The organism is Roseovarius sp. (genome assembly GCF_018066915.1).
Lineage (GTDB): Bacteria > Pseudomonadota > Alphaproteobacteria > Rhodobacterales > Rhodobacteraceae > Roseovarius.
On the sequence record NZ_JAGPVV010000279.1, the window covers coordinates 1 to 20736 of the forward strand.

Consider the following 20736-nt stretch of genomic DNA (forward strand, 5'->3'; position numbering starts at 1 on the left):
CTATCAGGAGACCGACGATCAGTTGCACGCCATCGAGGATGTGCTGAACGATTTGGGATCGGGCGCGCCGATGGATCGGTTGATCTGTGGCGATGTCGGCTTTGGCAAGACCGAGGTGGCGATGCGCGCGGCCTTTGCCGCCGCAATGACCGGGTTGCAGGTGGCGGTGATCGCGCCGACCACATTGCTGGCGCGGCAGCATTATCAGGAGTTTGCCTCGCGGTTTCGCGGCTTTCCCATCAATGTGCGACCGCTGTCGCGCTTTGTGTCAAGCGGGGATGCGGCCAAGACGCGCGATGCCATGGCGCGCGGTGAGGCGGATGTGGTGGTGGGCACCCATGCGCTCTTGGCCAAGGGGATACGGTTCAAGAATCTGGGGTTGCTGATCATCGACGAGGAACAGCGCTTTGGCGTGGCGCATAAGGAGCGGTTGAAGCAGTTACGCTCGGATGTGCATGTGCTGACGCTGACCGCGACGCCCATTCCGCGCACGCTGCAACTGTCGCTGTCGGGGGTGAGGGACCTGTCGATCATCAGCACGCCCCCCGTGGACCGCCTGTCGATCCGCACCTATGTGAGCGAGTTTGACAGTGTGACCGTGCGCGAGGCGCTCTTGCGCGAGCATTATCGCGGCGGGCAGTCGTTTTATGTGGTGCCACGCATCAGCGATCTGCCCGAGATTGAGGATTTCCTGAAAACGCAGGTGCCGGAAGTGACCTATGTCATCGCCCATGGGCAGATGGCGGCGGGGGAACTCGACGACCGGATGAACGCGTTTTACGATGGCAAATACGATGTGCTGCTGGCGACGACGATTGTCGAATCGGGGCTGGATATTCCCACCGCAAACACGATGATCATCCACCGCGCCGATATGTTTGGCCTCAGCCAGCTTTATCAGATCCGGGGGCGCGTTGGCCGCTCCAAGACGCGCGCCTATGCGTATCTCACGACCAAGCCGCGCGTGCCGCTGACGCCGGGTGCAGAAAAGCGGCTGCGGGTGCTGGGCAGTCTCGACACATTGGGGGCGGGTTTCACGCTGGCAAGCCAAGACCTCGATATTCGCGGGGCGGGCAATCTGCTGGGCGAGGAACAGTCTGGGCAGATGCGCGATGTGGGCTATGAGCTCTATCAATCCATGCTGGAAGAGGCGATTGCCAAGATCAGATCGGGCCAGATGGAGGGGCTGTCGGAGGCCGATGAGCAGTGGGCACCACAGATCAATCTGGGCGTGCCGGTGCTGATCCCCGAGGACTATGTGCCCGATCTCGACGTGCGTCTGGGGCTTTATCGCCGCCTGAGCGGGTTGGAAACCAAGGTGGAGTTGGAAGGCTTTGCCGCCGAGTTGATCGACCGCTTCGGCAAGCTGCCGCGAGAAGTGAACATGCTGATGCTGGTGGTGCGGATCAAGGCGATGTGCAAGCGGGCAGGCATTGCCAAGCTCGATGGCGGGCCGAAAGGAGCCACGATCCAGTTTCACAACGATAAATTCGCCTCGCCGCAGGGGTTGGTGGAGTTCATCACCAATGAGCGGGGGCTGGCCAAGGTGCGCGACAACAAGATTGTGGTGCGCCGCGATTGGGCGGGCGAGAGCGACCGGATCAAGGGCGCCTTTGGCATTGCCCGCGATCTGGCGGAGAAGGTCGTGGCCGAGGCCAAGCGCGCGAAGGGGTAAGGGCGGGGAGGGGGCGCTGCCCCCGTCCTGGACACGGTCCGGGACTCCCCCGAGGTATTTGCGGCCAGATGAAGCTGCGGGCGTTTGACCCGCGATCAGCCTGCGATGGACGCGCGGTAGATGTCGTCGATGGATTTCGCGATGGTGGCGTTGAATTCGGCGTCCGATTGCTGGGCCGAGAGACCTTCGGTCAGGGCGCGGCTAAAGCTGGCGATGACACCGCGATTTTGCGCCAGACGCGCGTTGGCTTCATCCCGGCTATAGCCGCCCGAGAGCGCCACGACGCGCAGCACGCGGGGGTGATTGACGAGGCTTTCGTAGAGGTTCGGGGTTTCGGGCAGGGTGAGTTTGAGCATCACCTCCTGATCCTCGGGCAGCAGGTCAAGCTGGGCGAGGATGGCGGCGCGCAGGAGGGTTTCGGCCTCGGCCTTGTCGTGGATCGAAATGGTCACTTCGGGTTCGATGATCGGAACGAGACCGTGACCGAGAATCTGCTGGCCGACCTCGAATTGCTGGGCCACGACGGCCTCGATGCCCGATGGGTTGGCGGCGTCGATGACCGAGCGCATCTTGGTGCCGAAAACGCCCGCCTTGGCGGCGCGTTCCAAGAGCGGATCGAGATCGGGCATGGCCTTCATCAGTTTGACGCCATCGGTGTCATTGGCCAGCCCCTTGTCGACCTTTAGGAACGGGACCACGCCGCGATCTTGCCAGAGGAAGGCGGGCGAGGGTTTGCCGCCGATGTCGCGGTCCATGGTCATCTCGAAGAGGATGGCCCCCAGCACCTTGTCGCCGGTAAAGGCCGGGGCCTGCGCGATGCGGGCGCGCATGGCATGGATGAGATCGAACATTTCGGCCTCGGAGGAATATTCGTTTTCCTCGACCCCGTAGAGGCGCAGCGCCTTGGGGGTGGAGCCGCCCGACTGGTCGAGGGCGGCGATAAAGCCCTGTCCTGCGCGGAGTTTGTTGGCCTGTTCGGTCTTGCTCATTTGGGACACCCTTGAAGGACTACACGGTTTCGCGCCCTCATAGGCGAGGGGCGCGGGCCTTGCAATCGTGGTGGCGCTAACAGGCGGGGTCTCAGGCCTTGAGTGCTGCAACGCCAGGCAGATCCTTGCCTTCCATCCATTCGAGGAAAGCACCGCCTGCGGTCGAGATATAGGTGAAATCCTCGGCGGCACCGGATTTGTTGAGCGCGGCCACGGTATCGCCACCGCCTGCGACGGAGATGAGCTTGCCCGCGCGGCTGAGGCTCGCGGCGTGAGAGGCGGCGGCGTTGGTGGCGGTGTCAAAAGGGGCTATTTCAAACGCGCCAAGCGGGCCGTTCCAGATCAGCGTCTTGGCGGCATCGAGCGTGGCGATGATGCGCGCCACGGCCTGCGGTCCTGCGTCAAGGATCATGGCGTCGGGCGGGCAGGCATGGGCACCCACCACCTCATGCGGGGCACCGGCGGCGAAGTCGCGGGCGACGACGACATCGGCGGGAAGCAGGATCTTGCAGCCTGCGGCTCCCGCCTTGAGCATGATCTCGCGGGCGGTATCGGTCATGTCATGTTCGCAGAGCGATTTGCCCACTTCGAGCCCCATGGCGGCAAGGAAGGTGTTGGCCATGCCGCCGCCGATGATGAGGCTGTCCACGCGTGCCACGAGATTGCCCAAGAGGTCGAGCTTGGTCGAGACTTTGGCCCCGCCGACAACGGCCACAACCGGGCGTTTGGGGGTGCCAAGCGCCGCCTCGAGCGCCTGCAATTCGGCCTGCATCAGGCGGCCAGCGCAAGAGGGCAGGTGGTGCGCCAAGCCTGTCGTCGAGGCATGGGCGCGGTGGGCGGCGGAAAAGGCATCGTTGCAATAGACATCGCCAAGCTGGGCAAGGCGCGCGGCAAAGGCGGGATCATTCGCCTCTTCGCCGGGGTGAAAGCGGATGTTTTCAAGGAGCAGCACGTCAGAGGCCAGCGCCTCGTCGGTCAGGTTTTCGGCCCCCTCCAGCGTTTCGATCAGCCGCACCTTGTGGCCCAAGGCGGCCTCGAGCGCGGGCACGGTCACGCGCAGCGACATGTCCAGCACGACCTTGCCCTTGGGACGTCCGAAATGGGCCAGAAGGATGGGCCGCCCGCCCTTGGCGAGAATATCGAGGACGGTGGGCGCGATACGGTCGATCCGGGTGGCGTCGGTCACGAGGCCGTTCTCGACCGGCACGTTGATATCGACCCGCACCAGCACGCGCTTGCCGGTCAGATCCATGTCGTCAAGGGTTTTCCAGCTCATGCCTCAGGCCTCCAGAAATATGGTCGCGCCTCTATTGGCGCGGGTCTTTGCCAGCGTCAACCTCTGTGCTTGGCAATCGCGCGGGAACCGCCTAGGTATCGGGGCATATTTTATCAAGGAGAGCCTCATGGCCGAGATCAAGGACCCCGAAAACACCATTCTGATGGAGCTGAAAGGTGGCACTGTCACCATCGAGCTATTGCCCGCCATCGCGCCGGGCCATTGCGAACGGATGAAGGAACTGGCCCGCGCCGGGCACTATGACAACGTGGTCTTTCACCGTGTGATCGACGGGTTCATGGCGCAGACTGGCGATGTGCAGCATGGCAATATGGAAAAGGATTACCAGCCGCGCAGGGCCGGAACAGGGGGCAGCGATCTGCCCGATCTCAAGGCCGAGTTTTCCAAGATCCCGCATGATCGCGGCACGCTGGGGGCGGCGCGCAGCCAGAGCCCGAATTCGGCCAACAGCCAGTTCTTCATCAACTTCAGCGACAACCATTTCCTGAATGGGCAATACACGGTCTATGGCCGCGTGATCGCGGGGATGGAGCATGTCGATGCCATCACGCGCGGCGAGCCGCCCGTGAACCCGGACCGGATGATCAGCGTCAAGGTGGCCGCAGATGTATAAAACCGCATTTGTATTGAGCCTGCTGGCGGGGCCGGCGCTGGCGACGGGGCTGGAAATCGAGATTGCGGGTGAGGCCAATGGCACCGTCAAGATCGACCTCTACGAGGATATTGCGCCGGGGCATGTGGAACAGATCACCGCGCTGGCCGCTGAAGGGGCCTATGACGGGGTTGTGTTTCACCGGGTGATCGAAGGCTTCATGGCGCAGACCGGCGACGTGGAGTTTGGCAAGCTCGAAGGCGGCGACATGGCGCGCGCCGGTATGGGCGGCAGTGCCCGGCCCGACCTCAAGGCTGAATTCTCGGACGAGCGGTTTTTGCGCGGTGTGGTCGGCATGGCGCGCAGCCAAGACCCTGACAGCGGCAACAGCCAGTTCTTTATCATGTTCGATGCGGGCGAGTTCCTGAACGGGCAATATACCGTAGTCGGCCAAGTCACCGAGGGCATGGAAATCGTGGACGCGATCAAGCGCGGCAACGGGCCGAACGGGGCCGTGATCGGCCAACCGGATGTGATGGCTAAGGTCACTGTGACCGAATAAGCATGAGGGCTGCTGCCACACTCACCCCGGAGCCTCTGGCCCAAGGGGTTTGGGGGGTGGAGGGCGGCTCTGTGCCTTGGCGCGGCGGCGTTGCGATGCCGCTGCGCACCGTTGTGATTGAGTTGCCTTCTGGCGAATTATGGGTGCATGCGCCGGGTCTTTTGACCCAAGATTTGCGCGATTGGTTGGAGGAGCGCGGGCGGGTGGCGCATCTGGTTCTGCCATACGCGCCGGACCTGCCGCATCTGACCGATTGGCAAGCGGCCTATCCGGCGGCGCGGGTCTGGCGCGGGGCCGAGGTCAAAACCGCCGCATGGTGTCAGCAGATCAAGCCGCTGGTGTTGGAAGGGGCCGAGACCGAGGTGGTGTTCCTGCATCAGGCCAGCCGCTCCGCCATTCTCTCACGGCTTATTATCGCGGTGGAGACTGCGCCCTTGGCGGTCTGGATGCGCCCGTTGATTTGGCTTGCCGGGATTGATGAGAGCGACGGCAAGCCGCCCTTGGGATTGGCGGGGCGTCTGGGGGGGCGCAAGGCGGTCGGTGATCTGGTGGAGCAGATGCTCGACTGGGGGCCGGAGCGGCTGATCCTGACGCATGGGCGGTGTTATATGCGCGATGCCAGTGGCGAGGTGAAACGCGCCATGCGTCGCCTGATGCGGGACCGTCTGTGGGACCGGGCGCTGAACGAGGCGCGGCGCGGCTGACGCCGGGTCACAATCGCGTGGGGTGGGCTGGTTTCACGCCCCGGCGGCCTGCATCTTGGGGCATGATGCACGCCATGACAGGAGCCGCCATGCCCCGTTTCCTTGCCCTGCTGACATCCCTGATGCTGATTGCCTCGCTCGCCCATGCCGATCCCCGGTCGTGGCGGGTGGAATGGCCCGACACGAATTTCGACAAGACCACCGTGCCTGACTGGTCCGAAATCCTGTCGGGCGGGCCGCCCAAGGATGGTATACCTGCCATTACCGGGCCGAAATATCGCAAGGCCTCGTCTGAGCGGCGGATTGCGGGCACAGAACCGGTGATCACGCTGGAAATCCCCGGCACTCAGGCCCGCGCCTATCCGATCCGATACCTGACCTGGCATGAGATCGTGAATGACACGGTGGGGGGCGTGCCAGTGGCGGTCACATTCTGCCCCTTGTGCAATTCCGGCATGACATTCGACCGGCGCACGGCGCGGGGGGTGCTGACATTTGGGGTGTCGGGCAAGCTGCGCCATTCGGATATGGTGATGTATGACCGCGAAACCCAAAGCTGGTGGCAGCAGGCGATTGGCGAGGCGATTGTGGGCGATCTGACGGGCACCAAGCTGAAGCAGATGCCAAGCTGGATGGAAAGCTGGGATCAGTTTCGCGCGCGCAATCCGGACGGGTTGGTGATGGAGGAACCGGAGTACAATCGCTCTTATGGGCGCAACCCCTATCAGGGCTATGATACATCGGCGCGGCCGTTTCTGTATAATGGCGAGGACCCGCCGCATGGTATTCCGCCGCTGGAGCGCGTGGTGCGGGTGGGCGACCGCGCCTGGCCCTTGACGCGGGTGCGCGCCGAAGGGGGTGTGACGGAGGCAGGGGTGAGCATCTCGTGGGAGGCCGGGCAAGCCTCGGCGCTGGATCACGGGACCATTGCCAAAGGGCGCGACGTGGGCACGGTGCGGGTGCGCGACGGGCAGGGGCGCGATGTGCCGCATGATGTGATGTTCGCCTTTGCGTTTCATGCGTTCTGGCCCAAGGGGGTGTGGATGGTAAGGTGAAGGGGATTGCGTGATCCGCTGAGATGCCGCGCGGTCGCTGGGCCGGGGACTAGCGAAGCAACAGTTGTGGCTGCCACTTTATGCCAGCAAAGTCCTTGTGACATCTCAGTGAGGCGCTCCCTCTCACAATCGCTAGGCCGCGGGACGGCCGAGCGATCCGCGCGGCACCTTCGGTGCTATCCGCGCGGGGGGGCATTGCGGGCATGAGGTCCTCGGGTCGAGCCCGAGGATGACAGAGGCAACACGCCCGAGGAGTGCGGGGCAAAACGGGACGCTGCGCTTGACTTCTGCGCGTGGGGCCTCCATATGGCACTCAACCGACGTTTCCTGCCGCGTGAGCAGCACTGCCCAACAGGGCGTATCTTATGAAATGTCGCGGATGATCCCAAAATCACGCGTGGGGCCAAACACCTGTCAGAGTGCAGGGGGCATGCGGCCCTTTGGCTGCTGGTTGGTGCAACCACGACGACCGGGCGGTGGGTATCACCGCCTGTGACGGGCTGCGGGATGTCCTCGCGCCCCTGAAAGGATACGACTTGAACCTATTTGACGAAATGGGCCTGCCTGCTGCATTGGTGCGCAAGCTGGCCAACGAAGGCATCACCGAGCCGACCCCGATCCAGACCCATGCGATTCCGCATGCGCTGAACGGGTTTGACGTTCTGGGCCTTGCGCAGACCGGCACCGGCAAGACCATGGCCTTTGGCCTGCCTCTGATTACCGCGTTGATGGAGGCACCGGGCAAGCCCGCACCGAAAACCATCCGCAGCCTGATCCTTGCGCCCACGCGGGAACTGGCAAGCCAGATCCGCGACGCGCTGTTGCCGCTGGTCAAGGACAGCCCGATCAAGATCAACCTTGTGGTGGGCGGCGCCTCGATCAATCCGCAGATCAAGCGGTTGGAGCAGGGCACCGACATTCTGGTGGCGACACCGGGGCGGTTGCTTGACCTGATCGACCGGCGCGCGGTGCGTCTGGATGCGGCGCACTTCCTCGTGCTGGACGAGGCGGACCAGATGCTCGATCTGGGCTTTATCCATGCGCTGCGCCGGATTGCGGGCCTCTTGGCGGCCGAGCGTCAGACGATGCTCTTTTCCGCCACCATGCCCAAGCAGATGGAAGAACTGGCCGGTAGCTATCTCAAGAACCCCAAGCGGGTGCAGGTCAGCCCGCCGGGCAAAGCCGCTGACAAGGTCACGCAAGAGGTGCATTTTGTCGCCAAGGCGGCCAAGCCCGATCTGCTGATCGAGATGTTGGGGCGGCACCGCAACGAATTGGCGCTGGTCTTTGGCCGCACCAAGCACGGGTCGGACAAGCTGGCCAAGCGGCTGGAACAGGCGGGTTACAGCGTGGCGGCGATCCATGGCAACAAGAGCCAGGGTCAGCGCGAGCGCGCGCTCAAGTCGTTCCGCGATGGTCAGGTCAAGATCCTTGTGGCGACCGATGTGGCGGCGCGGGGCCTTGATATTCCCGACGTCAAACACGTCTACAACTACGAATTGCCGAATGTGCCCGACAATTACGTTCACCGGATCGGTCGGACCGCGCGGGCAGGCCGGGACGGGGCGGCGATTGCCTTTTGCGCGCCGGACGAGATGGGCGAGTTGAAGGATATCCAGAAGGTTCTGGGCACGACGATCCCGGTGGCCTCGGGCCGTCCGTGGGAAGTGCTGCCTGATCCGAAAGCGCCCAAGCCCGCGACAGGGCGCGGTGGTCCGCGTCGTCGCAGCGGCGGCGGCAGCGGCGGGTATGCCGGGGGCAGCCAGCAGGGCAAGCCCGGCGCGGGCGGCGGTCGTCGGCGCAAGCCCGGTGGCGGCGGTGGCGCGCGGTCGAACGCGGCCTGATCAAATCAAAGGCGCCGGGGGTCATTCCCCGGCGTTTTCATGTGCCGCAGAAGGTGTTTTGCACCACTTCGGACGGGGTCGGCGGGCGTTTGAGATCATCCGCCTCGGGTTGATCCGCGTAGGGCTGCGCCAAGACGGTGAGCAACCGCTCGAAGGGTGCGTAATCGCCCGCGACGGCGGCCTCGATCATCTGCTCGATCCGGTGATTGCGAGGGATGAAGGCCGGGTTGGCGGCGCGCATCACCGCCTCGGGGTCTGATTCCTGTGCGATGCGGGCGCGCCAGAGCGGCTCCCATGTGTCAAAGGCGGCGCGGTCGATAAACTGATCCCGCGCGGTGCCATCAAGAAGCCCCCGGAAGGTATTGGTGAAATCCGCCCGCCCCTCGGCCATACGCGCGAGTAGATCGGCGATGAGGGCGGCATCCTGAGCGCTGGCCTCGGCAATGCCGATCTTGCGGCCAAAGGCGCGGCGCCATTCGACCTCGATCTGGTCGGGCATGGCATGCACGAGCGCGGTGAAATCCTCGATCGCCTCGTCCTGATCGGGCATGAGCGGCACCAGTGCGGTGGCCAGTTGCGCCATGTTCCAGACGATCACATGCGCCTGATTGTCATAGGCATAGCGGCCGCGCGCATCAATCGAGCTGAATACGGTCTGGGGATGGTAAACATCCAGAAAGGCGCAGGGGCCATAGTCGATGGTTTCGCCGGAAATCGACGTGTTGTCGGTGTTCATCACCCCATGGATAAAGCCGATGGAGAGCCAGCCCGCCACCAGCCGCGCCTGAGCGCGGATCACTTCGGCCAAGAGATGTGCTGGACCTTCGACATGGGGGTAATGGCGGGCAACCGTATAGTCATAGAGGGTGCGCAGCCCCTCGAGATCGCGGCGGGCCGCGAAAAACTGGAATGTGCCGACGCGCAGATGGCTGGCCGCGACGCGGGTCAGCACCGCGCCGGGCAGGCCGCCTGCCTCGCGGTAGACCGGTTCGCCGGTCAGGGTGGCGGCGAGGGCGCGGGTGGTGGGCAGGCCAAGGGCGTGCATCGCCTCGGACACCACATATTCGCGCAGGACCGGGCCAAGCCACGCGCGCCCGTCGCCCATGCGGCTATAGGGGGTGGGGCCAGAGCCTTTGAGCTGGATGTCGCGGCGCTGGCCGTTGCGGTCAATCACCTCGCCCAACAGGAGCGCGCGCCCGTCGCCCAGTTGCGGCGAGAAGCCCCCGAACTGATGACCGGCGTAGACCTGGGCCAAGGGGCTGGCACCCTCGGGCACTTCGTTGCCCGAAAAAATCCGGGCCAGCGTGTCATCGGGGGCCTCTGCAATGCCCAATTCGGCGGCCAGGTCCCGATTGAAGCGGATCAGGCGCGGGGCGCGCACCGGCAGGGCCGTCTGCCGGGTGTAAAACCGCGCGGGCAAATCTGCATAGCTGTTCTGAAACGGGATCGCGAATGTCATGGGGTTTACCTAGGGTCAAGCGGGCAGAAGTCTAGAGGGCCTGCGTCATGAGGCTATAGGCATCGCGGGGCTCGAACCGCAGTTTGCGGTAGAGCGCGCGCACCTTCTCGTTGTCGCGCCGCACTTCGAGGTGCAGCGCCTTGAGTCCGGCGCCCGCGAGGGCTTTGGGCAGGCTGATCATCACCTCAGAGCCGATGCCGCGCCCACGCACGCCGGGGCGGATGTAGAATTCATCGACATAGCCATCAAGCCCGCCGAATTCGACCGACCAGCCAAAGCTGATGACGATATAGCCTATGGGCGCGCGCCCCGGTCCAATGAGATAGGTCACGCCATGCGGGCTGCCTTCTAGCATGGGCAGAAGGGCAGCGCGGCGGGTGGCCTCGGTCTGGGCAATGCCGGCTTCTTCGTGAAAGGCGGCGACCAGCGGCAAAAGCCGGTCCAGATCATCGGGCCGGGCGAGGCTGAGGGCGGTGGTCATAGGCGCGAGAGCCTTTCGGTGAGCAGGTCAAAGAAATCCTGCGCGCGAATATCATGGACGAATGTGGCATTGGCGGGGCGTTTGGTGACCCCCCACCAATCGACCACGGTCATGCCCATGGTCAATTCGGAGCGGGTCTCGATTTCCACATTGACGCGGCGGGTGGTGAAGAGGTCAGGGCGCAAGAGCCAGCCAATCGTGCAGGGGTCGTGCAGCGGCGCGCCATCGGCGCCGTGCCGTTCGGGATGATAGCGTTCGTAAAAGCCGGTGAGCGCGCCGACTGCCGCCCCCACGGGCGTGCCGATGGCGTGAAAGGCCGCGTTGCGGGCGGGTGTCACGAGCGCGCGATGCGTGACATCGAGGGGCAGCAGGGTCACGGGCGCGCCGGAGGCCAGGACGCAGGCGGCGGCCTCGGGATCGACATGGATGTTGAATTCTGCCGCAGGGGTCACATTGCCATGCGATGCGTGCGCCCCGCCCATGAGCACGATGTCCTGCACGCGCGCGATGATGTCGGGCGCGCGCTGAAAGGCGGTGGCGATATTGGTGAGCGGGCCAATCGGCACCAGCGTCACCGTGCCCGGCGCCCGCGTGCGCAGCGTGTCGATGAGGAAATCGACAGCGTTCCGGTCCTGCAGCGGCATCGTCGGTTCGGGCAGGTCGGGACCATCGAGACCGGAGCGGCCATGCACATGCTCTGCCGTGACCAGAGCGCGGCCAAGAGGCCGGTCGCACCCGGCAAAGACCGGCACATCGGGGCGGCCTGCCAGTTCGCAAATCTTGCGCGCATTGCGCGTGGTCAGCGCCAGCGGCACGTTGCCTGCGACGCAGGTCAGGCCCAGCACCTCAAGCGCCTCGGGGCAGGCGAGGGCAAAGAGGATCGCCACCGCGTCATCCTGACCGGGATCGGTGTCGATGATGATCTGTCGTGCCGTCATGCCTGTCCTCGCGGTGCCGGGCGCACCATGGGGCGGCTGTGGCGAAATGTCCACCTGCGGCGTCGCACGGATGCAGGAGATCGCCGATCCGAATCAACACCCGCGCGGTCCTGATGCCGCGCCGCAGCATCGAAGCTGTGCCCGTGATGTGCCGCCGCTGGGTGAGGGCAGGGTGGGAAAATTGCCTGCGGTCAGCAAAAAACCGCATAGATTTCCGCCTCTTGCCCCGGCTTTCTGTTTGGGTTTCGCGGCATTCTGGCTATAGTCCCCTTCAACTGCCACAAAGTTACAAACAATAAGGCCGGGGGAGAGACCACCGATGATCCGATCGGAACTGATCCAGAAAATCGCCGACGAAAATCCGCATCTTTATCAGCGCGACGTCGAGCGTATCGTCAATACCATCTTCAACGAGATCACGGACGCGCTTGCCGAAGGCAACCGGGTCGAACTGCGCGGCTTTGGCGCGTTCTCGGTGAAAAAGCGGGATGCGCGCACAGGTCGCAATCCGCGCACCGGAGAAAGCGTGCATGTTGAGCAAAAAAACGTGCCCTTCTTCAAGACCGGCAAGCTCTTGCGTGACCGGCTCAACGGAAAGTAATCCATGCGCTATATCCGCTACGCCTCGATTGCCATTTTCGCCCTTGCGCTGGTGCTGATTGCACTGGCCAATCGCGGGGTCGTGACCCTGCGGGTGCTGCCGGATGAACTGGCGGGGTTTGCCGCGCTCAATCCGACCTATGATCTGCCACTGTTCATCGTGATTTTTGGCGGGATTCTGATGGGTCTGATTGTCGGGTTCATCTGGGAGTGGATTCGCGAGGCGGGCGAGCGGGCAGCAGCGGCGCGGCAGGCGCGGGAACTGGCCAGTTTGCGGGCCGAGATCAAGCGTCTGAAGGGCGAGCGGCATCAGGGCAAGGATGAGGTTCTGGCGCTTCTTGATCAGGCGAGCTAACCTGCGCGCATGACCAAAGATATTCGCGTCAAGATTTGCGGCCTGACCGCCGCCGCAGACGTGTCGGCGGCGGTTGAGGCAGGTGCGGCCTATGTCGGGTTCGTGTTCTTTGGAAAATCGCCGCGCAATGTAACCCTTGCGCAGGCGCGCGCGCTTGCCTTGGGCGTGCCGCCGGGGGTGGCCAAGGTGGCGCTGACGGTGGATGCCGATGACGCGACACTCGATGCGTTGACCGATCAGGTGCCGCTCGATTTCCTGCAACTGCATGGGCACGAGAGCCCGGCGCGGGTCCTGCAGGTCAAGGCGCGCTATGGATTGCCGGTGATCAAGGCCATCGGGATTGCCGAGGCGGCGGATCTGGCGCAGATCGACGTCTATGGGGGGGCCGCCGATCAACTCTTGATCGACGCCAAGCCGCCAAAAGGGGCGACGCGGCCGGGGGGCAATGCGCTGGCCTTTGACTGGGGCTTGATCGCGGGGCGCGACTGGCCCTTGCCGTGGCTCTTGGCGGGGGGGCTGAACCCTGACAACGTGGCCCTAGCGGTGGCGCGCACGGGCGCGCGGCAACTCGATGTGTCCTCTGGGGTGGAGGCCGCGCCGGGGGTCAAGGATGCGGACCTGATCCGGGCCTTTATTGACAACGCGCAAGGCTAGGGCATGCTGACCCCCACAAGAGGGAGGCGCGCATTATGGATGATCTAAGCGATGTATACGGGGCCAAGACGCCCGAGCAATCCCGCGCGATCTATAACGATTGGGCGCTGAGTTATGATGCCGACAATCTCGCGCGGGGGTTTCGGTTGCCAGCCCTCGGGGCCGCGATGTTTGCGCGGTTCATGGGAACCAACGAAGGTCCGGTGCTGGATGCCGCCTGTGGCACGGGGCTGGTGGGCGAGAGCCTGAGAGTTCTGGGCTATGGGCCGATTACGGGCTGTGATCTCTCGCCCGGTATGCTGGCGGCGGCGCAGGCAACCGGGCATTACGCCGATCTGGTCGAGGCGGAGATGGGCAGCGGTCTGCCCTTTGCCGATGACAGCTTTGCCGGGTTCGTTTGCGTGGGTGCCTTTGGCCCCGGTCATGCCCCGCCCGAGAGCCTTATTCATCTGGCCCGCGTGACGCGCCCCGGCGGTTTCGGGGTCTTTAACCTGCTTGAGGCGACGTGGAAGGCGCAGGGGTTTCAATCGGTGCTGGAATCGCTGGTGGACAGTGGCCAAATCCGTATCGCGCAGCGGTCCGAGCCGTTCTTGCCCTTTCTTCTGGCCGAGCCGGACCTATGGTCGCGGCTCTATGTGATCCGTCGCCTCTGAACGCCCCGCTTTTCGCTGGAAAATCCCCCGCGCGTCCCATATTCAACCTCAGACTTTCCTGAATGACAAAGGCCCGAGACAATGAACGATCTCTTCAACAGCTTTATGACCGGTCCTGACGAAAAAGGCCGGTTCGGCGATTTCGGCGGGCGGTTCGTGTCGGAAACCCTGATGCCGCTCATTCTGGAACTGGAAGAGCAGTATGAGCATGCCAAGACCGATCCATCGTTCTGGGACGAGATGCACGATCTGTGGACGCATTACGTGGGCCGCCCCTCGCCGCTCTATTATGCCGACCGGCTGACGCAGCATCTGGGCGGGGCCAAGATCTATCTCAAGCGGGATGAGTTGAACCATACCGGCGCGCACAAGATCAACAATGTGCTGGGCCAGATCATCCTTGCGCGGCGTATGGGCAAGAAGCGGATCATCGCGGAAACGGGCGCGGGGCAGCATGGGGTTGCCACCGCAACCGTCTGTGCCAAGTTTGGCTTGAAATGCGTGGTCTATATGGGCGCGCATGATGTCGAGCGGCAGGCGCCGAACGTGTTCCGCATGCGGCTCTTGGGGGCCGAGGTGGTGCCGGTGACAAGTGGGCGTGGCACGCTCAAGGATGCGATGAATGATGCGCTGCGCGACTGGGTCACGAATGTGCGCGACACCTTCTATTGCATCGGCACCGTGGCAGGGCCGCATCCCTATCCGGCGATGGTGCGCGATTTCCAGTCGATCATCGGCAAGGAAACCAAAGAGCAGATGCAGGCCGCCGAAGGGCGTCTGCCCGATACGCTGGTGGCCGCGATTGGCGGCGGGTCGAATGCGATGGGGCTGTTTTACCCGTTCCTTGACGATCCGACCGTGAATATCATCGGGGTCGAGGCCGGGGGACATGGCGTTGACGACCGGATGGAGCATTGCGCATCGCTGACCGGTGGGAGGCCCGGCGTGCTGCATGGCAATCGCACGTATCTGTTGCAGGATGCCGATGGGCAAATCCTGGAGGGTCATTCGATTTCGGCGGGCCTTGATTATCCCGGCATCGGCCCCGAGCATAGCTGGCTGCATGAGACGGGGCGCGCCAAATATGTCTCGATCACCGATGTCGAGGCGCTGGAGGCGTTTCAACTGAGTTGCGCGCTTGAAGGCATCATTCCGGCGCTGGAGCCGAGCCATGCCTTGGCCCATGTGATGAAGATCGCGCCGACACTGCCCAAGGATCACCTGCTGGTGATGAACATGTGCGGGCGCGGCGACAAGGACATCTTTACCGTCGCCAAGCATCTGGGCTTTGACATGAAGATCTGACGCGTCGCGCGGGGTTCAGACCTTGAAGGCGTCGTCCACCGGCACCTGCAGGGCTGTGGCCAGCGCGTTGGTCTGAGAGGCCATACCAATCACCGCGAGGAATTCGCCGTGCTGCGCGGGCGTCATGCCCTTGGCGCGCGCGGCGGCGGTGTGGGAATGGGCGCAATATTCGCAGCCATTGGTGACCGACACGGCGATATAGATCAATTCCTTGGTCAGCGGATCAAGGGTGCCGGGGCCCATCACGGATTTGAGCCGCTGCCATGTGGCATCGAGGAGCGCCGGGTCATGGGCCAGCGCGCGCCAGAAATTGTTGATGAAATCGCCGCCGCGCGTGGCGCGGATGTCGTCGAATACGGCGCGCACCTCTGGGCTGGCCTCGGCATCGGTGATCAGGGTTACGGTGGCCATGCGCTTAGCTCTCCGGGGCGGCGTGCTCTTGCAGCACTTCGAGCGGGACGATTTCGAGGGCGCGCACATGGGTCGCGTCGAGCCGCACCATCGGCGCGCACCCCTCGTCATGGGCCTGAAGAAAGCGCGCGGCGCAGAGGCACCATTGATCGCCCGGTTTCAGGCCGGGAAACTGGAATTCCGGGTGCGGTGTGCTGAGGTCATTGCCGACATATTTGGAAAAAGCCAGAAACTCGGCGGTCATCAGCGCGCAGACCGTATGGCTGCCGTGATCCGCGTCGCAGGTGTTGCAATGGCCGTCGCGGAAAAAGCCGGTGAGCGGCTTGCTCGAGCAGGGTTCCAGCGCCTCGCCCAGAACATTGCGGGCCTCATCCATGATCGTCATCGGTCTGGTCCTTTTGCTAGTCGTCCTGAGAGTGGCGGGTTTCGGGCGTGGTTACAAGCGGTTGTCGGATGGGGATTAGCTGCGTTCCTCGGCTTTGGCCTGATCCCAGAGGGCATCCATTTCGGCCAGATCCGAGTCTGCGGGGCGTCGGCCGCGTTCGGCCAAGAGCGCCTCGATCCGCTCGAACCGCCGGGTGAATTTGGCATTGGCGCGGCGCAGGGCAGTTTCGGGGCAAACCTTCATATGCCGGGCGAGATTGGCCATGACAAACAGAAGATCGCCGAATTCCTCTTCGACCGCATCTTGGGTCAACTCGGTTGCCGCCTCATGCAGCTCCTCAACTTCTTCGCGTATCTTGTCGAGAACATGAGACGCATCGGGCCAGTCAAAGCCCACACGCGCGGCGCGTTTCTGGAGCTTGACCGCACGCAGGAGCGCAGGTAGGCCAAGCGCCACACCGTCGAGCGTGCCGGTCTTGGCCTCGGCGGCGCGTTCGGCGGCCTTGACCACCTCCCAGTCGCGGGTTTGCTGTTCGGCGGTCTTGTCGCGGCTTTCAGAGCCGAACACATGCGGATGCCGAGCGACCATCTTGTCGGAAATGGCGTTGGCCACGTCCTGCACGTCGAACAGGCCCCGGTCCTGCGCGATCTGGGAATGGAACACCACCTGCAAGAGCAAGTCGCCCAATTCGCCGCGCAACTCTTGCCAGTTTTCCTGTTCAATCGCATCGGCCACCTCATAGGCCTCTTCGATCGTGTAGGGGGCGATGGTGGCGAAATCCTGCTCGATGTCCCAAGGGCAGCCGGTATCGGGATCGCGCAGCCGGGCCATGATGGCGATGAGGCGGGGCAAGCCCCCGTCGGGATCGTGAATGAGCGTGTCGTCAGGCATTGCGGCGGCCTCGTCTTTGGGGTTGAGTGGACCCTGACGCGAGAAGGAAGGGATGTCCAGAGATGGCCGTGATCAATCGAATTGCCGGGTTTTCCGAGGAAATGACCGCGTGGCGCCGGCATCTGCACGCGCATCCCGAACTGGGGTTCGATTGTCATCAGACGGCGGCCTTTGTGGTCGAGCGCCTGCGCGAATTCGGCATTACCCAGATCGAAACCGGAGTGGCGACCAGTGGCGTTGTTGCAGTGATCGAAGGGCGAGGGGATGGGCCCACGATTGGTCTGCGCGCCGATATGGACGCGCTGCCCATGACCGAGATTACCGGGCTTGAGTATGCCAGCCAGACCCCCGGCAAGATGCATGCCTGCGGCCATGACGGGCATACGACCATGCTGCTCGGAGCCGCCAAATATCTGGCCGAGACGCGGAATTTTGCCGGGCGCGTGGTGCTGCTCTTTCAACCTGCCGAAGAGGGGCCGGGCGGCGGGCGTATCATGGTCGAGGAGGGCGCACTGAGCCGCTATGGGGTGGAGCAGGTCTATGCGCTCCATACCCTGCCGGGCGTGCCTGCGGGCCGGTTCGAGACCACGCCGGGGCCAATCATGGCGGCGGTGGACACGCTGCATATCGACGTGATCGGGCGCGGCGGGCATGGGGCCATGCCGCATGAGTGCCTTGATCCGGTGGTGGCGGCGGTGGCCATCGTGCAGGCGATCCAGACGATTGTCAGCCGCAACCGCAACCCGCTGGATGATCTGGTGATCTCGGTGACGCAGATCCATACTGGCACGGTTGATAACGTGATCCCCGAGACCGCCTATATCAACGCCACGATCCGCACATTCACGCCCGAAGTGCAGGAGATGGTGCATCGGCGGCTGCGCGAGGTGGCGTTGGGCACGGCGGCGGCGCATGGGGTGCGGGCCGAAGTGCGGATCGATCTGGGGTATCCCGCCACTTACAATGACGCGGACAAGACCGCCTTTGCCGCAGAGGTCGCGCGCGAGGTGGTGGGTGAAAATGCGGTGATCGCGGATCGCCCGCGCGAGATGGGGGCCGAGGATTTTTCCTATATGCTGCAAGAGCTTCCGGGCTCGTATCTGTTTCTGGGGCAGGGCGAGGGGCCGGGGCTGCATCATCCGGGGTTCAATTTCAACGATGCGATGGCACCAATCGGCGCCTCGTTCTTTGCGCGGCTGGTCGAGCGCGCGCAACCGATTGTCTGAGAGGGGGGTGCCATGGCACTGGAAGACGCGAAAAAGCAGGTGGATCAGGCGTTTACGCGCGCGGATTTGCGGGGGGCCAGCTATGAGAATACCTTTGGCGGGGCGCTCTCCTTTGCGCGGCGGCGCTATTCCAAGGACCTCAGCGGCGTGGATGTGGCGATTACGGGCGTGCCGTTTGACCAATCCGTGACCAACCGAACCGGCACCCGCATGGGACCGCGCGCGGTGCGCGAGGCGAGCGCGCTGCAAGTCTATGATCCGCCCTACGGCTGGGATGGCTATGATCCGCTGTCCCATCTGAGCATCGTGGACTATGGGGATTTAGCGTTTGATTACGCGCATGTAGCGGCCTTTCCTCAGGCATTGCATGAACATGCCAAGGGGATTCTCGTGGCGGGTGCCGCCTGTTTTGCGATTGGCGGGGATCATTATATCACCCTGCCGCTGTTGCAGGCTCATGCCGAAAAATACGGACCGCTGGCGGTGGTGCATTTCGATGCCCATTCCGATACCTGGGTCGATGATGATCTCACGCGCATTGACCACGGCACGATGATGTACAAGGCGGTGAAGCAAGGCTTTGTCGATGTCACGCGCTCGGTGCAGGTGGGGATACGCACCACCAATCCCGATACGATGGGCTTTACCACGCTTGACGCGCGGCAGGTGCATCTGGAGGGACCGGTGGAAATCGCGCGCAAAATCAAGGAGATCGTGGGCGATGCACAGGTATATATGACCTTTGATATCGACGCGCTCGACCCCGCCTATGCGCCCGGCACCGGCACGCCGGTCTGGGGGGGGCTTACCTCGGCGCAGGCGGCGATCATCTTGCGGGATCTGGCGGGCATTAATCTGGTGGGGGGCGATATGGTCGAGGTCTCGCCGCCCTATGACACCACGGGGGCCACCGCGATTGCGGGGGCGCATGTGCTTATGGAAATGCTCTGCCTCTGGGGCTGGACCCGGCAGGGATAACGAGACAGGCGGCCGGTCGGTCCGGCCGCCTTGTTCGCTCAGGCGTTGGCTTCGCGGATTTTCTCGGCGGCATCCTTGTCATAGGACACGCCGGATTTTTCAAACAGTTCATCGAGTTCGCCCGAGAGCGTCATCTCGGTGATGATGTCGCATCCGCCCACGAATTCGCCCTTGACGTAGAGTTGCGGGATGGTCGGCCAATCGGAATAGTCCTTGATCCCTTGGCGGATTTCTTCATCGGCGAGGACGTTGACGTCCTTGAACTCGACGCCCATATAATTCAGCACGCCCGCGACGCGGCTGGAAAAGCCACATTGCGGCATGTCCTTGGTGCCCTTCATGTAGAGCACGACATCGGCGGATTTCACGGTCTCTTCGATGCGGGTTTTGGCGTCAGTCATGATGTGTCCTATCGGTCTGTCAATCGGCCTTGGCCGAGGTGTCGGTCTCTTCTGGGTCATACCCGGTTTCGTCGTCGCCCAAAAGCGTTACATGGGTGCTGTCGGTTTCCTCGCAATAGCCAAGCCCGTAAGCGGCGCGCCCGTCGCGGCGGTAGCGCCGGATCTCGTGCCACATCGTATAGGCAAAGATCACGGCAAAGGGCAAAAGCAGCAGGGCCACGAGCAGGCGAGGTTCCATGAATTCAGTCAGGCGCCTTGGTTGTAAGCGCCAGCGCATGAACGGCCCCATTGGGCCCGTCCATCTTGCCCTTGAGAGCCGCGTAAACGGCGCGTTGTTGTTGCACGCGGTTGAGGCCACGAAAGCTTTCGTCGATGACTTCGGCGGCGAAATGCACGCCGTCTTCGCCGTCAACGGTGATCTTGGCATTGGGCAGGGCCTGACGGATCAGGGCTTCGAGATCGGAGGCGAGCATGGCCATCGGGGGTCTCCTTGTCACGTCTTGCCCAAGATGTAGAGCGCCGCCGGGGGGAGTGCAAGAGAGGGCAGGCCTTGCCCTTCATCTGGCGGAAAATACCTCGGGGGGAGCGCCGCAAGGCGCGTGGGGGGCAGCGCCCCCCTTGACCGGTCTCAGAGTTCTTCGCCCTTCTTGAGCAGATCGTCGATCAGCGCGCGTTGCAGCGCGCCGCTGTCGCCGCCGCCATATTGAAGCGCGCCGCCGGAATAGAGCGTGCCGTAACTCTGGGCGAGGTTCACCACCTGTCCAAGGCCCGAAATGAATTCGTCCTTTTCCAGAGGTTTCAGTGGATGGATGAAGGCGGCCCAGAGGATGTCCTTGGCGATGGCGTAGCGGGCATCGAGGGCGGTGTCGAAATTGGCCTGAAGCACGCGGCTCAGGTCCTCGGGCGTGAGGTCTTCGGCCTTGGCAACAGGGGTCATGGCGCGCATGCGGTCGGCGGTCTCGTCGGTGACGATGAGAACCTGCACCTCGTTGATGCGGAGTTGCCAGACGCTGCCGTTGCTCTCGGCCTCGGGGTCGAGGGCGCGGATGATTGTATCGAGCCGCTCCAGCGTCATCGCTGGTTCTGGCGCGGGGTCTGGGATTGGGTCTGGCGTGGGTTCTTGCGCGGCAATGGGAGAGGCGATCAGGACAAGACTGGCAAGAAGCAGACGACGGAGCATGGACGATCCTTTCATGGCTGACGTGAGCCTGCCACGGGGAGCAGGGCCCGCGCTATGGGGCTCCGGAAAAAGTGATGGGGTGAGAGGGCGGACGGGCGCTG

The 20736-nt window shown here is 63.6% G+C and carries 25 protein-coding genes; 13 read left to right on the forward strand and 12 right to left on the reverse strand.

Going from position 1 to position 20736, the window contains the following annotated elements; all coding sequences use genetic code 11:
- Positions 1–1675, forward strand: a 1675-nt coding sequence (locus tag KBT70_RS15525; protein ID WP_296635902.1) for a TRCF domain-containing protein, incomplete at its 5' end; no start/stop codon positions are given.
- 95 nt (positions 1676–1770) lie between these two features.
- Here KBT70_RS15525 and KBT70_RS15530 read toward each other — a convergent pair.
- Both KBT70_RS15530 and KBT70_RS15535 read right to left on the reverse strand, forming a co-directional pair.
- Complete coding sequence (locus KBT70_RS15530) at positions 1771–2664, reverse strand: fructose bisphosphate aldolase (protein ID WP_296635906.1); 894 nt, start codon at positions 2662–2664, stop codon at positions 1771–1773.
- 91 nt (positions 2665–2755) lie between these two features.
- Positions 2756–3940 (reverse strand): phosphoglycerate kinase, encoded by a 1185-nt coding sequence (locus tag KBT70_RS15535; RefSeq protein ID WP_296635912.1) that lies wholly within the window; start codon positions 3938–3940, stop codon positions 2756–2758.
- 127 nt (positions 3941–4067) lie between these two features.
- On the opposite strand from KBT70_RS15535, the gene KBT70_RS15540 reads away from it, so the two are divergent.
- The 5 genes from KBT70_RS15540 to KBT70_RS15560 all read left to right on the forward strand — a co-directional run bounded on the left by KBT70_RS15540 (position 4068) and on the right by KBT70_RS15560 (position 8718).
- Entirely contained in the window at positions 4068–4574 is a 507-nt protein-coding gene (locus KBT70_RS15540; protein WP_296635916.1) for a peptidylprolyl isomerase, read from the forward strand.
- Entirely contained in the window at positions 4567–5115 is a 549-nt protein-coding gene (locus KBT70_RS15545) for a peptidylprolyl isomerase (RefSeq protein WP_296635919.1), read from the forward strand. The genes KBT70_RS15540 and KBT70_RS15545 overlap by 8 nt, the downstream gene beginning before the upstream one ends.
- 2 nt (positions 5116–5117) lie before the next feature.
- Complete coding sequence (locus KBT70_RS15550) at positions 5118–5819, forward strand: DUF4336 domain-containing protein (RefSeq protein WP_296635922.1); 702 nt, start codon at positions 5118–5120, stop codon at positions 5817–5819.
- Positions 5820–5908: 89 nt separating this feature from the next.
- Positions 5909–6874, forward strand: a complete 966-nt coding sequence (locus tag KBT70_RS15555; protein ID WP_296635924.1) for a DUF3179 domain-containing protein — start codon at positions 5909–5911, stop codon at positions 6872–6874.
- A 536-nt stretch (positions 6875–7410) separates the two neighbouring features.
- Positions 7411–8718 (forward strand): DEAD/DEAH box helicase, encoded by a 1308-nt coding sequence (locus KBT70_RS15560; RefSeq protein ID WP_296635927.1) that lies wholly within the window; start codon positions 7411–7413, stop codon positions 8716–8718.
- A 37-nt stretch (positions 8719–8755) separates the two neighbouring features.
- On the opposite strand, the gene KBT70_RS15565 is transcribed toward KBT70_RS15560, so the two are convergent.
- The 3 genes from KBT70_RS15565 to KBT70_RS15575 are packed head-to-tail and all read right to left on the reverse strand — an operon-like array spanning position 8756 to position 11596.
- The gene (locus KBT70_RS15565) at positions 8756–10177 is read right to left on the reverse strand and encodes a protein adenylyltransferase SelO (RefSeq protein WP_296635930.1); all 1422 of its coding nucleotides are present in this window, start codon (positions 10175–10177) and stop codon (positions 8756–8758) included.
- Between the two features lie 31 nt (positions 10178–10208).
- Positions 10209–10658, reverse strand: a complete 450-nt coding sequence (locus tag KBT70_RS15570; protein WP_296635933.1) for a GNAT family N-acetyltransferase — start codon at positions 10656–10658, stop codon at positions 10209–10211.
- Entirely contained in the window at positions 10655–11596 is a 942-nt protein-coding gene (locus tag KBT70_RS15575; protein ID WP_296635936.1) for a nucleoside hydrolase, read from the reverse strand. Before KBT70_RS15575 ends, KBT70_RS15570 begins: the two co-directional genes overlap by 4 nt.
- A 319-nt stretch (positions 11597–11915) precedes the next feature.
- Here KBT70_RS15575 and ihfB point away from each other — a divergent pair, with 319 nt between their 5' ends.
- The 5 genes from ihfB to trpB all read left to right on the forward strand — a co-directional run bounded on the left by ihfB (position 11916) and on the right by trpB (position 15163).
- Positions 11916–12197, forward strand: a complete 282-nt coding sequence (ihfB, locus tag KBT70_RS15580) for an integration host factor subunit beta (protein ID WP_296635939.1) — start codon at positions 11916–11918, stop codon at positions 12195–12197.
- Positions 12198–12200: 3 nt separating this feature from the next.
- Complete coding sequence (locus KBT70_RS15585; RefSeq protein ID WP_037269371.1) at positions 12201–12551, forward strand: lipopolysaccharide assembly protein LapA domain-containing protein; 351 nt, start codon at positions 12201–12203, stop codon at positions 12549–12551.
- A 9-nt stretch (positions 12552–12560) separates the two neighbouring features.
- Positions 12561–13205, forward strand: coding sequence for a phosphoribosylanthranilate isomerase (locus KBT70_RS15590; RefSeq protein WP_296635947.1), 645 nt, complete (start codon positions 12561–12563; stop codon positions 13203–13205).
- Between the two features lie 35 nt (positions 13206–13240).
- Positions 13241–13858 (forward strand): class I SAM-dependent methyltransferase, encoded by a 618-nt coding sequence (locus KBT70_RS15595; protein WP_296635950.1) that lies wholly within the window; start codon positions 13241–13243, stop codon positions 13856–13858.
- A gap of 81 nt (positions 13859–13939) precedes the next feature.
- Positions 13940–15163, forward strand: a complete 1224-nt coding sequence (trpB, locus tag KBT70_RS15600) for a tryptophan synthase subunit beta (RefSeq protein WP_296635956.1) — start codon at positions 13940–13942, stop codon at positions 15161–15163.
- A gap of 15 nt (positions 15164–15178) precedes the next feature.
- On the opposite strand, the gene KBT70_RS15605 is transcribed toward trpB, so the two are convergent.
- The 3 genes from KBT70_RS15605 to mazG form a co-directional block, all read right to left on the reverse strand.
- Positions 15179–15574 (reverse strand): carboxymuconolactone decarboxylase family protein, encoded by a 396-nt coding sequence (locus KBT70_RS15605; RefSeq protein ID WP_296635961.1) that lies wholly within the window; start codon positions 15572–15574, stop codon positions 15179–15181.
- 4 nt (positions 15575–15578) lie between these two features.
- Positions 15579–15959, reverse strand: coding sequence for a DUF2237 domain-containing protein (locus tag KBT70_RS15610; protein ID WP_296635965.1), 381 nt, complete (start codon positions 15957–15959; stop codon positions 15579–15581).
- Between the two features lie 75 nt (positions 15960–16034).
- Positions 16035–16850 carry a nucleoside triphosphate pyrophosphohydrolase gene (gene mazG, locus KBT70_RS15615; RefSeq protein WP_296635969.1) on the reverse strand — a complete coding sequence of 272 codons (816 nt, stop codon included), beginning with the start codon at positions 16848–16850 and terminating at the stop codon, positions 16035–16037.
- Between the two features lie 62 nt (positions 16851–16912).
- Here mazG and KBT70_RS15620 point away from each other — a divergent pair, with 62 nt between their 5' ends.
- Together KBT70_RS15620 and speB are read left to right on the forward strand one after the other, a co-directional pair.
- Positions 16913–18076, forward strand: coding sequence for a M20 aminoacylase family protein (locus KBT70_RS15620; RefSeq protein WP_296635972.1), 1164 nt, complete (start codon positions 16913–16915; stop codon positions 18074–18076).
- Between the two features lie 12 nt (positions 18077–18088).
- Positions 18089–19054: an agmatinase gene (gene speB, locus KBT70_RS15625; RefSeq protein WP_296635974.1), complete on the forward strand. Its 966-nt coding sequence runs from the start codon at positions 18089–18091 to the stop codon at positions 19052–19054.
- Between the two features lie 38 nt (positions 19055–19092).
- Here speB and grxD read toward each other — a convergent pair whose 3' ends face one another.
- The 4 genes from grxD to KBT70_RS15645 all read right to left on the reverse strand — a co-directional run bounded on the left by grxD (position 19093) and on the right by KBT70_RS15645 (position 20635).
- Positions 19093–19455 (reverse strand): Grx4 family monothiol glutaredoxin, encoded by a 363-nt coding sequence (gene grxD, locus KBT70_RS15630; RefSeq protein ID WP_296635977.1) that lies wholly within the window; start codon positions 19453–19455, stop codon positions 19093–19095.
- Positions 19456–19474: 19 nt separating this feature from the next.
- Positions 19475–19693, reverse strand: a complete 219-nt coding sequence (locus KBT70_RS15635; RefSeq protein ID WP_296635980.1) for a hypothetical protein — start codon at positions 19691–19693, stop codon at positions 19475–19477.
- Positions 19694–19697: 4 nt separating this feature from the next.
- Positions 19698–19934, reverse strand: a complete 237-nt coding sequence (locus KBT70_RS15640) for a BolA/IbaG family iron-sulfur metabolism protein (protein ID WP_296635992.1) — start codon at positions 19932–19934, stop codon at positions 19698–19700.
- Positions 19935–20083: 149 nt separating this feature from the next.
- Positions 20084–20635: a hypothetical protein gene (locus KBT70_RS15645; protein ID WP_296635995.1), complete on the reverse strand. Its 552-nt coding sequence runs from the start codon at positions 20633–20635 to the stop codon at positions 20084–20086.
- Between the last annotated feature and the right edge of the window lie 101 nt (positions 20636–20736).